Origin of the sequence: Stenotrophomonas chelatiphaga (assembly GCF_001431535.1) — a bacterium.
Classification (GTDB): Bacteria; Pseudomonadota; Gammaproteobacteria; order Xanthomonadales; family Xanthomonadaceae; genus Stenotrophomonas; species Stenotrophomonas chelatiphaga.
Genome location: NZ_LDJK01000065.1, coordinates 1 through 14,298, shown reverse-complemented (window position 1 = coordinate 14,298; position 14,298 = coordinate 1). Strand labels below are relative to the sequence as shown.

General features: G+C 68.3%; 19 protein-coding genes and 1 other RNA gene. 8 read left to right on the top strand and 12 right to left on the bottom strand.

Annotated features, from left to right (window positions below):
• Window position 1: 1 nt before the first annotated feature.
• The 3 genes from ABB28_RS13795 to ABB28_RS13785 all read left to right on the top strand — a co-directional run bounded on the left by ABB28_RS13795 (window position 2) and on the right by ABB28_RS13785 (window position 2,570).
• On the top strand, window positions 2-664 hold the full coding sequence (locus ABB28_RS13795) for a protein kinase family protein (protein ID WP_057509188.1): 663 nt from the start codon (window positions 2-4) through the stop codon (window positions 662-664).
• Between the two features lie 77 nt (window positions 665-741).
• Window positions 742-1,560 (top strand): SDR family oxidoreductase, encoded by an 819-nt coding sequence (locus ABB28_RS13790; protein WP_245625345.1) that lies wholly within the window; start codon window positions 742-744, stop codon window positions 1,558-1,560.
• A gap of 71 nt (window positions 1,561-1,631) precedes the next feature.
• Window positions 1,632-2,570, top strand: coding sequence for a YiiG family protein (locus ABB28_RS13785; protein ID WP_057509168.1), 939 nt, complete (start codon window positions 1,632-1,634; stop codon window positions 2,568-2,570).
• Between the two features lie 40 nt (window positions 2,571-2,610).
• Here the strand turns inward: ABB28_RS13785 and ABB28_RS13780 are convergent, their stop codons facing one another.
• Window positions 2,611-3,486 carry an ion transporter gene (locus tag ABB28_RS13780; protein WP_057509167.1) on the bottom strand — a complete coding sequence of 292 codons (876 nt, stop codon included), beginning with the start codon at window positions 3,484-3,486 and terminating at the stop codon, window positions 2,611-2,613.
• A 65-nt stretch (window positions 3,487-3,551) separates the two neighbouring features.
• Between ABB28_RS13780 and ABB28_RS13775 the strand changes: the two genes are divergently transcribed.
• Window positions 3,552-4,778, top strand: a complete 1,227-nt coding sequence (locus ABB28_RS13775) for an acetylornithine transaminase (protein ID WP_057509166.1) — start codon at window positions 3,552-3,554, stop codon at window positions 4,776-4,778.
• Between the two features lie 31 nt (window positions 4,779-4,809).
• On the opposite strand, the gene ABB28_RS13770 is transcribed toward ABB28_RS13775, so the two are convergent.
• Entirely contained in the window at window positions 4,810-5,424 is a 615-nt protein-coding gene (locus ABB28_RS13770; RefSeq protein ID WP_057509165.1) for an HAD-IA family hydrolase, read from the bottom strand.
• A gap of 106 nt (window positions 5,425-5,530) precedes the next feature.
• Between ABB28_RS13770 and azu the strand changes: the two genes are divergently transcribed.
• Window positions 5,531-5,980 (top strand): azurin, encoded by a 450-nt coding sequence (gene azu / locus ABB28_RS13765; RefSeq protein WP_057509164.1) that lies wholly within the window; start codon window positions 5,531-5,533, stop codon window positions 5,978-5,980.
• On the opposite strand, the gene hemL is transcribed toward azu, so the two are convergent.
• Both hemL and thiE read right to left on the bottom strand, forming a co-directional pair.
• A complete protein-coding gene (gene hemL, locus ABB28_RS13760; RefSeq protein ID WP_057509163.1) occupies window positions 5,977-7,257 on the bottom strand; it encodes a glutamate-1-semialdehyde 2,1-aminomutase in 1,281 nt (426 codons plus the stop codon). The genes azu and hemL overlap by 4 nt on opposite strands.
• The gene (gene thiE / locus ABB28_RS13755; protein ID WP_057509162.1) at window positions 7,254-7,889 is read right to left on the bottom strand and encodes a thiamine phosphate synthase; all 636 of its coding nucleotides are present in this window, start codon (window positions 7,887-7,889) and stop codon (window positions 7,254-7,256) included. Before thiE ends, hemL begins: the two co-directional genes overlap by 4 nt.
• 34 nt (window positions 7,890-7,923) lie before the next feature.
• Here thiE and ABB28_RS13750 point away from each other — a divergent pair, with 34 nt between their 5' ends.
• Window positions 7,924-8,163, top strand: a complete 240-nt coding sequence (locus ABB28_RS13750; RefSeq protein ID WP_057509161.1) for a rubredoxin — start codon at window positions 7,924-7,926, stop codon at window positions 8,161-8,163.
• 22 nt (window positions 8,164-8,185) lie between these two features.
• Here the strand turns inward: ABB28_RS13750 and ABB28_RS13745 are convergent, their stop codons facing one another.
• The 8 genes from ABB28_RS13745 to ABB28_RS13715 form a co-directional block, all read right to left on the bottom strand.
• On the bottom strand, window positions 8,186-9,031 hold the full coding sequence (locus ABB28_RS13745; protein ID WP_057509160.1) for a SirB1 family protein: 846 nt from the start codon (window positions 9,029-9,031) through the stop codon (window positions 8,186-8,188).
• Window positions 9,032-9,119: 88 nt separating this feature from the next.
• Window positions 9,120-9,566, bottom strand: coding sequence for a DUF192 domain-containing protein (locus ABB28_RS13740; RefSeq protein ID WP_057509159.1), 447 nt, complete (start codon window positions 9,564-9,566; stop codon window positions 9,120-9,122).
• A gap of 61 nt (window positions 9,567-9,627) precedes the next feature.
• Window positions 9,628-10,275, bottom strand: a complete 648-nt coding sequence (gene rpiA / locus ABB28_RS13735; RefSeq protein WP_057509158.1) for a ribose-5-phosphate isomerase RpiA — start codon at window positions 10,273-10,275, stop codon at window positions 9,628-9,630.
• Window positions 10,276-10,296: 21 nt separating this feature from the next.
• A complete protein-coding gene (locus tag ABB28_RS13730) occupies window positions 10,297-10,776 on the bottom strand; it encodes an EVE domain-containing protein (protein WP_057509157.1) in 480 nt (159 codons plus the stop codon).
• Window positions 10,773-11,360, bottom strand: coding sequence for a 5-formyltetrahydrofolate cyclo-ligase (locus tag ABB28_RS13725; protein WP_057509187.1), 588 nt, complete (start codon window positions 11,358-11,360; stop codon window positions 10,773-10,775). The genes ABB28_RS13730 and ABB28_RS13725 overlap by 4 nt, the downstream gene beginning before the upstream one ends.
• Window positions 11,361-11,454: 94 nt before the next feature.
• Window positions 11,455-11,640: non-coding RNA, 6S RNA (gene ssrS / locus ABB28_RS17780), on the bottom strand.
• 80 nt (window positions 11,641-11,720) lie between these two features.
• Window positions 11,721-12,014 (bottom strand): cell division protein ZapA, encoded by a 294-nt coding sequence (locus ABB28_RS13720; RefSeq protein ID WP_057509156.1) that lies wholly within the window; start codon window positions 12,012-12,014, stop codon window positions 11,721-11,723.
• Window positions 12,011-12,232 (bottom strand): TIGR02449 family protein, encoded by a 222-nt coding sequence (locus tag ABB28_RS13715; protein ID WP_057509155.1) that lies wholly within the window; start codon window positions 12,230-12,232, stop codon window positions 12,011-12,013. The genes ABB28_RS13720 and ABB28_RS13715 overlap by 4 nt, the downstream gene beginning before the upstream one ends.
• Before the next feature lie 141 nt (window positions 12,233-12,373).
• Between ABB28_RS13715 and ABB28_RS13710 the strand changes: the two genes are divergently transcribed.
• Window positions 12,374-12,922: a UPF0149 family protein gene (locus ABB28_RS13710; protein ID WP_057509154.1), complete on the top strand. Its 549-nt coding sequence runs from the start codon at window positions 12,374-12,376 to the stop codon at window positions 12,920-12,922.
• A gap of 20 nt (window positions 12,923-12,942) precedes the next feature.
• On the top strand, window positions 12,943-14,265 hold the full coding sequence (locus tag ABB28_RS13705; RefSeq protein ID WP_057509186.1) for an aminopeptidase P N-terminal domain-containing protein: 1,323 nt from the start codon (window positions 12,943-12,945) through the stop codon (window positions 14,263-14,265).
• Window positions 14,266-14,298 lie beyond the last annotated feature (33 nt).

Sequence of the window (14,298 nt, the reverse complement as noted above, 5' to 3'; positions counted from 1 at the left end):
CATGGCAGAAACCCGCACGCCCGCGCAGCACGCGCTCAAGTCAGACAGCTTCGGCCGCATCCTGCTGGTGCAGCACGCCGAAGGCCGCTTCGTGCGTCGCGACCTCGGTGCTACCCCGTGGTGGTTGCGGGTGCCGGCCTGGTGGCTGGCGCGACGCGAAGCGCGCGCGCTGCGTCATATCGACGGCATGCAGGCGGTGCCGAAACTGCTGGCGTGGGACGGCCGTTGGCTGGACCGCAGCTTCATGGCAGGCGATGCGATGTACCAGCGTCCGCCCCGCGGCGACGTGGCCTGGTTCCATGATGCGCGCCGGCTGCTGCAGGAACTGCATCGGCGCGGCGTGGCGCACAACGACCTGGCCAAGGAAGCCAACTGGCTGGTGACCGAAGACGGGCATCCGGCGTTGATAGATTTCCAGCTGGCGGTGATCGGCCATCCGCGTGGACGCTGGATGCGCCTGCTGGCGCGCGAAGACCTGCGCCACCTGCTCAAGCACAAGCGGATGTACTGCCGTGAATCGCTGACTCCGGTGGAAAAACGCGTGCTCAGGCGGACCTCGTGGGTGCGCGAGCTGTGGTTCGCCACCGGCAAGCCGGTCTACCGCTTCGTCACCCGGCGCATCCTGCACTGGGAAGACAACGAAGGGCAGGGTCCCAAGCCCTGAGTCCGCACTGCGGCCGGGCCGACCGGGTCGCGGGCATAATGCAGCATCGGCGTTGGCCGGTGACCAGGAGAACCGTGGTGTCCAACCTGCAAGGCAAGACGCTGTTCATCACCGGCGCATCGCGCGGTATCGGGCTGGCGATCGCGCTGCGTGCGGCACGCGATGGCGCCAACGTGGCCATCGCGGCCAAGTCATCAGTGGCCAATCCGAAGCTGCCCGGCACCATCCACAGTGCGGCCGAAGCGGTCACCGCCGCGGGCGGGCAGGCGCTGGCGCTGAAGTGCGACATCCGCGAGGAAGACCAGGTGCAGGCGGCGGTTGCCGCGGCCGTGGACACCTTCGGCGGCATCGACATCCTGGTCAACAACGCCAGTGCGATCTGGCTGCGCGGCACGCTGGAAACGCCGATGAAGCGCTTCGACCTGATGCAGCAGGTCAACGCGCGTGGCAGTTTCCTGTGCGCCCAGGCCTGCCTGCCGTACCTGCTGCAGGCCCCCAACCCGCACATCCTGAGCCTGGCGCCGCCGCCCAGCCTGGACCCGAAGTGGTGGGGGCCGCATACCGGCTATACCTTGGCCAAGATGGGCATGAGCCTGGTCACGCTGGGGCTGGCGGCGGAGTTCGGTCCACGCGGCGTGGCGGTCAATGCACTGTGGCCGCGCACGGTGATCGCCACCGATGCGATCAACATGATCCCGGGCGTGGACGTGCAGGGCTGCCGCACGCCGCAGATCGTCGCCGACGCCGCGCACGCGGTGCTGGTGCGCGAAGCAGCCGGCTTCCACGGCCAGTTCCTGCTCGACGACGAGGTGCTTGCCGCGGCCGGCGTGACCGATCTTTCCGGTTACGCGGTGGATCCTGCGCATCCGCTGCTGCCGGATCTTTTCCTGGATTGATTCGACGACGCGTTGACGGCGCGGTCTGCTATGGTGCGCGGCTGTAATCGTTTCCAACAGGGAAGTGCCCCATGAATCCGACCTTCCGTACGGCCGTCCTGGCCGCGTCCGTTGCGCTGTGCCTGGCCGCCTGCCAGAAAGGCGCTTCCTCGTCCGCCGCCGTCGAGGGCGCCGACAAGATCAACGCCTACATCGCCTGCTTCAACGGCGTGCAGCAGCCGATCCAGGAAAGCTTCCAGCGCTACGTTTCGTGGATCGCCGATCCGGCGGCCGGCCCCACCGGCAAGGAAGAAACCGTGCGCGCGCCGGGCACGGTGCTGTCCCATCGCGTCGAGTTCTGCGGCGCGCCGCTGACCGCCGCCCTGGCACAGCAGCCGGCCAACGCCGCGCTGGATCCGGCCGCGCGCCGTTACCAGGAAGCCTTCACCGCGCTCAACGAGAAGATCGGCGAGGCAGTGCGTTACTACGATCGCGAAGACTACAAGCGCGATGGCGGTGAGGGCATGCGTCAGCGGCACGCGCCGCTGATGGAGGCCTATTCGGCGTTCTTCGAAGCCGGTGATGCGATGGATGCCGCGCTGGAAGCGAACGAAGACCAGCGTCGCAAGGAGCAGATCGCGGCGATCGAGAAGGAAGAAGGGCGCAGTGCGGCGTTCTACCACCTGAGCATCATCGGCGAGGGCAAGCAGCTGGTGAAGGTGCTGGACGGCGACGCGCCGGACCTCGCCGCCGGCCGGGCACAATTGGCGCGCTACCAGAGCGTGCTGGAAGAGGCAGCCAAGGCGAAGATCGGCCAGGGGGATCCGATGTGGGGCCACATGGAGCGTTCGGCGGACAAGCTGGCCAGCGAGGGCGGGCGCCGCATCGAACGCCTGCAGGCCAACCAGCCGTTGAGCCGCAGCGACCAGATCCTGCTGGAGAGCGGTGGCATGCCGCCGTCCGGCACCGCGCCGGCGCTGCTGGCCAGCTACAACGACCTGGTCGACATGAGCAACCGCATGGCGCGTTGATGCGGCCAGGGCGGGTGGCGCGCCTGGCGTTGGCACCCGCCTAGACCCGGTTGAACAGCTCCGGCAGGGGCTCGGCGCACTGCCGGCAGTAGCGTGCGTCGGGTTCGTGCCCGTCCAGCCCGCAGCGCAGGCAACCGCGCCCATCGCGCTTTTCGGTGTGCTCGGCCTCGCGCAGCGTGCTGGCCAGTTCGGCGGTGTAGATGCCGGTCGGCACGGCGATGATGCTGTAGCCGATCAGGATCAGGATGGAGGTGACGAAGCGGCCCAGCGTGGTCTGCGGCACGATGTCGCCGAAGCCGACCGTGGCCATGGTCACCACCGCCCAGTACATGCTGCTGGGGATGCTGGTGAAGCCGCGGTTCGGGCCTTCGATCAGGTACATCAGCGCACCGGCGATGATGGTGATGGTGATGACCGTGAACAGGAACACCAGCACCTTGCGACGGCTGCGCCACAGCGCCAGCATCAGCACGCCGCTTTCTTCGATGTAGCGGGTCAGCTTGAGGATGCGGAACACCCGCAGGATGCGCAGCGCGCGCACCACCAGCAGGCTCTGCGCGCCGGGAATGAACAGGGAAAGGTAGGTCGGCAGGATCGACAGCAGGTCGATGATCCCCCAGATGCTGACCGCATAGCGCAGCGGGCGCTTCACCACCGCCAGCCGCAGCACATATTCCAGCGTGAACATCACCGTGAACGTCCACTCCAGCACGTACAGGCCCCGTGCCCAGCGCAGGTGCAGGTGCTGCACGCTGTCGACCATCACCACGATGACGCTGGCGATGATCGCCAGCACCAGCAGCAGGTCGAAGTTGCGCGAAGGCCCGGTGTCGTGGCGGTAGATGATGTCGAACCAGTACCGGCGCCAGCCGGTGGCGCTGGCGGGATTGAGTTGCGGAGCGGAGAAAGGGCGCATCGGCGCATTGTGCCGCACCGGCTGCGGGGCGAGAATGGGCGCTTTCCGAAGCTCGCCGGACCGCCATGACCGCCGCCACCGACCCCCTGATCTCCCTGTCGCACTACTACCTGCCGGTCTACAAGCCGCGCCAGGTCGTGCTCGAACGCGGGCAGGGCGCACGCGTGTGGGATTCGCAGGGCCGCGAGTACATCGACTTGGCCGCGGGCATCGCCGTGTGCGGCCTTGGCCACAACGATCCGGACCTGACCGCGGCGCTGGTGGAACAGGCCGGCAAGCTGTGGCACACCAGCAATGTGTTCTACAGCGCGCCGCCGCTGCACCTGGCCGAGGAGCTGGTCAAGGCCAGCCGCTTCGCCGAACGCGTGTTCCTGTGCAACTCCGGCGCCGAAGCCAACGAAGTGGCGATCAAGATGGTGCGCAAGTGGGCGTCGTCGCAGGGGCGTCCGGCGGATCGGCGGGTCATCGTCACCTTCCGCGGCAGCTTCCACGGTCGTACCCTGGCGGCGGTGACCGCCACCGCCCAGCCCAAGTACCAGGAAGGCTACGAGCCGCTGCCGCAGGGCTTCCGCTACGTGGATTTCAACGATGAAGTGCAGCTGGAAACCGCGATGGCCGCCGGTGACGTGGCTGCGGTCATGCTGGAGCCGGTGCAGGGCGAGGGCGGGGTGATGCCGGCCAGGCCGGGCTTCCTCAAGCGCGTGCGCGAGCTGTGCGACCAGCATGGCGCGCTGCTGGTGCTGGATGAGATCCAGGCCGGCATGGGCCGCACCGGGACCTTGTTCGCGCACTGGCAGGATGGGGTGGTGCCGGACATGGTCACCCTGGCCAAGGCGCTCGGCGGCGGCTTCCCGATCGGCGCGATGCTGGCCGGCCCGAAGGTCGCCGAGACCATGCAGTTCGGCGCCCATGGCACCACCTTCGGCGGCAATCCGCTGGCCGCTGCGGTGGCACGGGTCGCGCTGCGCAAGCTGGCGTCCGATGAGATCGCCGCCAACGTCGACCGCCAGTCGCGCGCGCTGCGCGAAGGCTTTGAACGCATCAATGCCGAGTTCGGCGTGTTCGGACAGGTGCGCGGGCGTGGGCTGATGCTCGGTGCGGTGCTGTCCAAGGACCACCTGGGCCAGGCCGGGGTGATCCTCGACCACGCCGCCGAGCACGGCCTGCTGACCCTGCAGGCCGGTCCGGACGTGCTGCGGTTCGTGCCGTCGCTGAACATCACCGACGAGGAAATCGCCGAAGGCCTCAAGCGCCTGCGCGCGGCCGTGGCCAGCTACATCGCCGCGCGCTGAGCGCGGTGGGTGCAGTGGCGACCGTCGGTCGTCACCGCAGGCCGTGGCGCTTCAGCACCCGGCCCACGCTGCGGCCATCGCGCACGGTTTCGGCGTGCAGGCCCGCCTGCCGCGCACCGCGCACGTTGGTGAACAGGTCATCGATGAACAGCGTGCGCGACGGCGTGACCTGCAGGTGCTGCAGTGCGCGCTGGTACAGCGCCGGATCGGGCTTGCGTCCCCCCAGCGCGCCGCTGCACAGCAGGCCCTTACCCACGCGGTCGCACAGTGCCGGCAGCAGGGCGCGAAGTACCTCGGCCATCAGCGGGCCGTTGTTGGTCAGCACGCCGATGCGCACTGCAGCGGGAAGGGTGAGGATCTGCTGCACCACGTCTTCGCGCGGGCGTGATGCCGCCACCCGTGCCTGGATCCACAGCGCCTCGCTGACCTCGGCCTGCAGGCCCTCGCTCAACGCGCGCAGGTATTCCGCGGTCGCGGTCATTCCGCTGTCGTAGCGCGTTTCCAGTCCGCTTTCGAACAGCACCTGCTGCACCCGCGTGCCGTCCACGCCCAGGCGGTGGGCAAGATGCCGCACGCGCACACTGCGCTGGTAGTCCAGCAGCACCCCGTCGACGTCCAGCAGCAGCAGTTCGATTCCCGGCTTCATCACCGCAGCATGCCTGATCCACCGCCGCGGCTGCGACAGCCGGTCACAGCCGCGTGCTGCCGTGCTTTCCTACAATGGAGCCCACGACAAACGGGAGCAGGCAGTGATGAAGCAGTGGGCATGGGTGGCAGGGCTGGGCGCGGCGCTGCTGGCGCCGTCGGCGATGGCGCGCGTCTGCGCGGTGAACATCGACAGCACCGACCAGATGACCTTCAGTGCGCGCCAGATCACGCTGGCCGCCGATTGCACCGAGGTCGCCCTGACCTTGCGCCACACCGGCCGCATGGCGGCCACCGCGATGGGGCACAACTGGGTACTGACGCGCACCGCCGATTACCAGCCGGTGGCCATGGCCGGCATGCGCGGCACGCTCGCCGACAGCTACCTGCCGAAGGGCGATGCGCGCGTGCTGGCGCATACCAAGGTGATCGGCGGCGGCCAGAGCACCAGCGTCCGCTTCTCCACCCGCGCGCTGCAGAAGGGCGGTGACTACACCTTCTTCTGCTCGTTCCCCGGCCACTTCGCGATGATGAAAGGCACGCTGGTGTTCGGCTAGGCCTTGAAGGCGATGCGGGCGGCGGCGAGGGTCGCCTCGATCACCTCGTCGTCGTGGGCGCTGGACAGGAAACCCGCCTCGTAGGCGGAGGGGGCCAGGAACACGCCCTGTTCCAGCATCGCGTGGAAGAAACGGTTGAAGGCGGGGATGTCACAGGCGGTGGCCTGGGCATAGGTCTCCACCTTCTGGTCGGTGAAGAACAGGCCGAACATGCCGCCCACCTGGGTGGTGGTGACGCTCACGCCCGCCTCGGCGGCCGCCTGTTCCAGGCCCGCGCACAGGCGCGCGGCGCGCGCGGACAACTGCGCATGGAAGCCCGGCTGCTGCACCAGTTCCAGCATCGCCAGCCCGGCGGCCATCGCCACCGGATTGCCGCTCAGCGTGCCGGCCTGGTAGATCGGGCCGGCCGGTGAGATCTGCTGCATCAGCTCGCGCTTGCCGCCGTAGGCACCCACCGGCATGCCGCCGCCGATGATCTTGCCGAAGGTGGTCAGGTCCGGGGTGACGCCGTAGTGCGCCTGGGCGCCGCCCAGCGCAACCCGGAAGCCGGTCATCACTTCATCGAAGATCAGCACGGTGCCGAAGCGCGTGCACAGCGCGCGCAGGTGCTGCAGGTAGCCCTCGCGCGGCGGAATGCAGTTGGCATTGCCGACCACCGGTTCGATGATCAGGCCGGCGATCTGCTCGCCCTGTGCTTCGAACAGCGCGGTAGCGGCGTCGAAATCGTTGTAGGGCAGGGTCAGGGTCAGCTCGCTCAGGCCGGCCGGCACGCCCGGTGAGGTGGGCACGCCGAGGGTCAGCATGCCGCTGCCGGCCTTGACCAGGAATGAGTCGCCATGGCCGTGGTAGCAGCCTTCGAACTTGACGATGCGGCTGCGGCCGGTGGCACCGCGCGCCAGGCGGATCGCCGACAGCGTGGCTTCGGTACCGGAGTTGACCATCCGCACCATCTCGCAGGAAGGCACCAGCCGGGTCAATGTCTCGGCCATGGTGACTTCGGCCGCGCACGGTGCGCCGAAGGACAGGCCACTGTCAGCGGCCTTCTTGACCGCCTGGCGCACTGCGGGATGGTTGTGGCCGACGATCATCGGACCCCACGAACCGACGTAGTCGATGTAGCGGTTGCCATCCACGTCATGCAGGTAGGCGCCGTCGGCGCGTTCGACGAAGAACGGCTCGCCGCCCACCGACTTGAACGCGCGCACCGGCGAATTGACGCCACCGGGCAGCAGCGCCTGGGCGCGGGTGAACAGGGCGTGGGACTGGTCGTGGTTCATGCGGGATCCTTGAAGCAGGCGAGATAGGCGTGCAGCGTGGAGACCGGGTCGGCGGCTTCGAACACGCTGCTGATCACCGCCACCAGGTCTGCACCGGCGGCGATGACGGGACCGACATTGTCCGGCGTCAGCCCGCCGATCGCCACCCGCGGCACGCCCAGTGCGGCGCTTTGCCGCAGCAGTTCCGGCGTGGCGCGGCGGGTGGTCGCCTTGCTGCGGCTGGGGAAGAACGCACCGAAGGCCACGTAGCTGGCGCCGGCGGCGACGGCCTCCCGTGCCAGCGAAGGTTCGTCGTAACAGGATGCGCCGACCAGTGCCGCCGGCCCCAGCAGCGCGCGTGCCGCCGCCACGCCGCCGTCGTCTTCACCGATATGCACGCCGGCGGCGCCGACCGCCTGCGCCAGCGGCGCGTCATCGTTGATCAGCAAGGGCACGTCATGGCGGACGCACAGGGCCTGCAGGGCGGCCGCCTGCTCGCGGCGCAGCGCCGCCGTCGCGGTCTTGTTGCGGTACTGCAGCCACGTGGTGCCGGCGGCGAGCAGCGGCTCGACACGCGCCAGCAGGCGTGCGGTATCGGGCTCGTCCGGGGTGATCAGGTACACGCCGCGAGGCGTTGCAGGCGTAGGGGACATGGATGGCTACCGGTTGCGTGGCCACGATGGGACAATGGCCACGGAGTGCATTGAAGGACGTCATTTTGAAGGGGAACATCCCATGAGCGACACCCCCCCGGCCGTGTTCCGCACGTGGATGTGCGTGGTCTGTGGATTCCTGTACCACGAAGCAGACGGCCTGCCCGAAGAAGGCATCGCGGCGGGGACCCGCTGGGAAGACGTGCCGGACACCTGGACCTGCCCGGACTGCGGCGTGACCAAGGATGATTTCGAGATGGTGGAACTGGACTGAACCGTGCACCGCGCGGTGCGGCTCAATGCAGCCGCGTGCGTGGCCCGCCGAGGTCCACCAGTTTCTCGCGCAGGGCCTGCGCGTCGCCCGCGTCGGGATTGCGCTGCACGTAGCGGCCCAGATCGCGGCGCGCACCGGCCAGGTACTCCAGCTTCAGGTAGGCCAGGCCGCGGTCGCGCAGCGCGTCGTCGTTTTCCGGCGCCAGTTTCAGCAGGCGGTCGGCGCTGCGCGCGGCGCGGTCCCACTGGTGGTTTTCCGCGTAGACGCCCTGCAGGTTGCGCAGCATCCGCATCAGGATCGCGCGGCTGGGCGCGGGGTCGAGGATCTGCGCCAGCACCTGGTCGTCCGGTCGCTGGCCGCCGAGATGCGAACTTGCGCGCTCGCGCAGTTCTTCCACGCCCAGCGGACGGCCGCCGTTGAACGGGTCCATCACCAACATCCCTTCTTCCATCGGCAGGCGCACCAGGAAATGGCCGGGGAAGGACACCCCGTCCAGCACGATGCCGAGGCGGCGGGCGACCTCCATCTGCACCAGTGCCAGCGAGATCGGATTGCCGAGGCGGCGCTCGAACACCTCGTTGAGATAGCTGTTGCGCGGATCGTAGTATTCGTCGTGGTCGCCGCTGTAACCCAGCTCATCGAACAGGTGGCGGTTGATCGCAGCCATCTTCAGCGGCGCCGACGCGATGATCTCCACTTCCGCGCGCAGGTGGTCGACGTGCGCCTGCACGGTCGCGTCGTACACCGTGGGATCCAGTGCGGGATATTCGTCGCGTGCGATGAGCAACGCAGTGGGCAGCAGTGGCAGCGACTCGTCGTCGAGTTCGGCCAAGGTGTCCCAGTCGGGCAATGTGATCCGGTCCTGCATGCCTACAGACTGGCGGCAATGCCGCAAGGTTTCAAGCTGCAGCAGGTGAAAGGATGCCGGCCGGCGACCGGCATCCGGGTGGTTCCGGTCAGAGCGGCGGGATGCCCGGGCCCAGCTTCAGTTCGGTGCCGTCCTTCAACTTGATCTTCTCCGCCTGGCCGGCATTGAGCTCCAGCACGTAGCGTGCCGGCCCGCTGCTCGGATACGGCGGGCATCGGTCCCCGGCCGAGCACGGCGGCACGTCGCGCTGCTGGCTGACCAGCTTGCGCGCACTGTCGAAGTACAGGATGTCCAGGCCGATCCGGGTGTTCTTCATCCAGTAGGCGAGGGGTTCCTCGCGGTCATGGATGAACAGCATGCCGTGGTCTTCGGGCAGGCTGTCGCGGAACATCAGCCCGCGCGCGCGGGTTTCATCGTTCTGCGCCAGTTCCACTTTGTAGCGGGCGCCATCGAGCTCCACCCAGTGCTGGGATGCACCGGTGGCGCAGCCGGCCAGCGCGAGCAGCGGCAGCAGGAGCAGGGAACGGATCGACATCGGGTTGTCCTCGATAGGAGAAACGGTCAGGCGGGCCTTGCAGCGCACGCCCGGCAGGGAATCAGAGCACCACCGGCGGTTCGCCGCCGACGATCACCACGTCGGCGCGGCGGCGCGCGAACAGGCCCACGCAGACCACGCCGGGCAGCTGGTTGAGCTCGCGCTCGAGCTTTTCCGGATCGGTGATCTGCAGGTGGTGGATGTCCAGGATCTGGTTGCCGTTGTCGGTCACCACGCCCTCGCGCCAGGTCGGCTGGCCGCCGGTCATGTCGCGGATCTGGCGGGCGACCAGGCTGCGCGCCATCGGGATCACTTCCACCGGCAGCGGGAACCGGCCCAGCACCGGCACCTGCTTGGACGGGTCCACGATGCAGATGAAGCGCTCGCTGGCCTCGGCGATGATCTTCTCGCGGGTCAGCGCGGCGCCGCCGCCCTTGATCAGGCACTTGCCCGGATCGCACTCGTCGGCACCGTCCACGTACAGCGACAGGCTGCCGGTATGGTTGAGCTCCAGCACGTCGATGCCGAGCTGCTTCAGGCGCGCGGTGCTCTGTTCGGAACTGGACACCGCGCCCTTGATACGGTGCTGGATGCGGCCCAGCGCATCGATGAAGTAGGCGACGGTGGAGCCGGTGCCGACCCCGACGATCATGCCGTCTTCGACGTATTCGATGGATTTTTCAGCGGCCAGGCGCTTGGCTTCGGACATGCGGGCGGTCTCGATGGAGGATCAGGGTCTGCGTTCCAGCGACAGCAGCAGCTTCCACTGCGCAGCGGTCACCGGGAACACGGAAAGGCGGTTGCCCTTGGCGGTGAGCGGGAATCCCTCGCCCAGCGCATCGGCGTGCAGCTTGATTTCATCCAGCGCGATGACCCGCTCCAGCTTGCGCTCGAAGCCCACGTCCACCAGCATCCAGCGCGGCTCTTCGCGGGTCGCCTTGGGGTCGTGGTAGTCCGACTGCGGATCGAACTGGGTGTCATCGGGATAGGCGGCACTGGCCACCGTGGCGATGCCGACGATGCCAGGCACCTTGGTGTTGGAGTGGTAGAACAGGATGCCGTCGCCGACGTGCATCCCGTCGCGCATGAAGTTGCGCGCCTGGTAATTGCGGACGCCGTTCCAGGGCTCGGTGCCGACGCGTTGCAGGTCGTCGATGGAAAAGGCGTCCGGTTCGGACTTCATCAGCCAATAGCGCTTGCGGGCAGTCATGCGGTCACGTGCGAGGCGAAAAGGGTGTCGGCTTCGGTGCAGATGGCGTCCAGCGCCACGTCCCAGGACGCGACGGCCAGCGCATCGACCTGCTGCACGGCGAAAGCCGCGCCGACCAGCCACGGCGGAGCAGGGCGGTCGTGCCGGAAGGCGAAGCTGCGATCATACCAGCCCCCTCCCATGCCCAGCCGGCCGCCCTGTGCGTCGAAGCCGACCAGCGGGGTCACCACCAGGTCCATCGCGCCGGCCGCCAGCGTATCGGCAGGGTCCAGGTCGGGTTCGGGAATGCCGAAACGGTTCTGCCGCAGCGCCTGGCCCGGACGCCAGGGCGCAAAGCGCAGGACGTTGTCGTGCAGCACCGGCAGGCAGTAGGTGACCGTGTCGGGCAGGCTCAGCTGCCACCGATGCAGGGCGATTTCGCCATCCATCGCCCAGTAACCGGCGACATGCCCGCGTTGCGGGGCGAACGGCAGCGCCAGCAGGCGCGCGGCGAGGCGGTCGGCGGCGTCGATCCGGGCTGCGGCGGGCAGGTCGCGGCGACGCTGGCGGAGCGCGGCGCGCAACGCATTGCGGGGATCGGGTATCGAGGGGGGCGAGGAGGGCATGGCGCTATTGTGCCGCGCGGCCGACCGGAAAAAACAAAGGCGACATCCGAAGACGCCGCCTTTGTCGAATATTGCATTCTCCGCAATGACGATGCATGCGAAACGACCTTGAACCCAGGGGCTCAAGTGGGAACGCTGGGGAACCATCGGGCTTCCCGCTGCAAGGCGGACATGCACTCCCGGCGCCGTCGCGCTCCCGGTGTCGTTCTTAAGGGACAAGGCGAATGTTTGCACATGCCGTCGTGTACCGCAGAGAACGCAGGAACAGTATAACCAGCTCGCTGCGCAGGGGTAGTCCGTTCGTCGGCAACAGTGCGTGCCAATTCAGATTACGCGGCGTTACACGTCGATCGCGCGGTCCAGCCGACGGTTCATGTCGGCCAGGGTCTGCTGCAGGGCAACGGCCTGGCGGGCGTTCTCATCACGCAGCTGCTGCAGCTCGTGCGCCAGGTTCAAGGCCGCCAGCACCGCGACGCGGTCGACGGCCGCCATGCGGTTGCTGCCGCGGATTTCGCGCATCTTCGCATCCAGCAGGCGCGAGGCGGCCATCAGGCTGTCGCGCTCCTCGGCGGTGACGCCGACGGTGTAATCGCGATCAAGCAGGCGGACGTTTACCGGTTCGGCACCGCTCATGTGTGCTGCTCCAGGGATTTGAGCCGGGTGATCATCGCTTCCACCCGCGAGCGCGCCTGCTCGTTCTTGGCCAGCAGGGTGGAGCGTTCGTTGACCAGCTGTTCCTGCTGGTGGCGCAGGCTGCGGTTCTCTTCGGCCAGCCGCTGGTTACGCTCAAGCAGCGCCTCCACCCGGGCGGCGAAGGCCTGCAACTGGTCGAGCGGGCTGGGATGGTCCATGGCGGCAAGAGTCTCAGGGCCGTTGATGACGGTCAAGCGTCAGGGGCACGGGCTGCGGGGCGACGCGCCACGTTCTAAACTAGCCCATCGGCGACACAGGCAGGACTGCGTGGGTCGCCCCCATCACAAACGAGCCTGCAGATGACCGAACTTCCTTCCATCGACGACGTTTCCCGCGCCAGCGCGGCGCTGGGGCTGGGCGCCACCCCGGCCGAGCTGCACGGTGGCCTGTGCGGCTGGCTGGCCGCCGGCGGCGCGCCGGGCAACGACTGGCCGGCCCGCGTGCTGGCCGACGATGCGCTGCAGCCGGTGGCCGAGGGAAGCGCGCTGGCGCAGTTGCTGGAGGTGACGATCAAGCAGCTGGAAGACCGTGATTTCGGCTTCGAGCTGCTGCTCAGCGACAGTACCCAGACCGAAGCCCAGGTGGATGCCCTGTTCACTTGGGCGCGGGCGTTCCTGGGCGGCTTCGGGCTGGGCTCGGGGCACAAGCGCCCGGCGCTGTCCGAAGAAGGCGAAGAGGCCCTGAATGACCTGGCCAAGCTGGCCCAGGCCTCCAGCGAGGACTTCGACAGCGATGGCGAGGACGACGACGAAGCGCTGGCCGAGATCGAAGAGTTCATCCGCATCGCCGTGCTGCTGCTGCATGGCGACTGCGTGATGGCTGCGCGCCACCGCCAGCGCCTGAACTGATGGCGGGCGATCGCATGGACCTGCGCCAGCGCACCGGGATCGGCGCGGCCGAGTACAAGCGGCGCCGGCGCCAGCTGATGGAGATGGCCGGCGACGATGCGATCCTGGTGCTGCCGGCCGCTGCGGAAAAAGTGCGCAGCCTGGATACGCATTATCCGTACCGCCAGGATTCGGACTTCCAGTACCTGAGCGGCTTCCCGGAGCCGGAAGCGGTGTTGGTGCTGATTCCCGGGCGGCGGCACGGCGAGGTCATCCTGTTCTGCCGCGAACGCGACGCCGAACGGGAAGCGTGGGACGGCAGCCGCGCCGGCCAGGAAGGCGCGGTGGCCGATTTCGGCATGGACGACGCCTATCCCATCGAGGACCTGGACGACATCCTGCCGGGGATGCTGGAAGGGCGCTCGCGGGTGTACTACCACTTCGGGCGCGATGCGGATTTCGACCTCAAGCTGATCGGCTGGGTCAACCGCGTGCGTTCGCAGGTGCGCCACGGCGCGCAGCCGCCGCACGAGTTTCTGGAACTGGGCCACCTGCTGCACGAGCAGCGCCTGTTCAAGTCCGGCGCGGAAATCGCGCTGATGGAGCAGGCTGCACAGATCAGCGTGCGGGCGCACCGTGCGGCGATGCAGTCCGCGCGCGCCGGCATCCACGAATATGAGCTGCAGGCGGAACTGGAGCGGGTGTTCCGTGCCCATGACGCGTGCCCGGCGTACTCGAGCATCGTCGGTGCAGGCCGCAACGGCTGCATCCTGCATTACCGCGACAACAACGCGCGCACGCGCGATGGCGAACTGGTGCTGATCGATGCCGGCGCGGAGTACCGCGGCTATGCCAGCGACATCACCCGCACGTTCCCGGTCAGCGGTCGTTTCACTGCCGAGCAGCGTGCGTTGCATGACCTGGTCGGTGCGGCGCAGGCGGCTGCGCTGGCGCAGGCACGGCCAGGGGTGGCGTACGAGGCGGGTCACCTGGCCGCGGTGCAGGTGCTGACCGAGGGGCTGCTGCGGCTGGGGCTGCTCAAGGGCAGCGTGGAGGACAACATCGCCCAGGAGCAGTACAAGCGCTTCTACCGGCACAAGACCGGGCACTGGATCGGGATGGACGTGCACGACGTCGGCGATTACCGACTGGCGGGCGAGTCGCGGCTGCTGGAGCCGGGCATGGTGTTCACCATCGAGCCGGGGCTGTATGTCGGCGCAGAAGACACCAGCGTGGAGGCGCGTTGGCGCGGCATTGGCATCCGCACCGAGGATGACGTGCTGATCATCGCCGATGGGCATCGGGTGTTGACCGCCGGCCTGGCGCGCAGCGCCGACGAGATCGAAGCGTTCATGCAGGGATGAGGGGTGGGGCCGGGCCTGCGGCCCGGCGGCCCG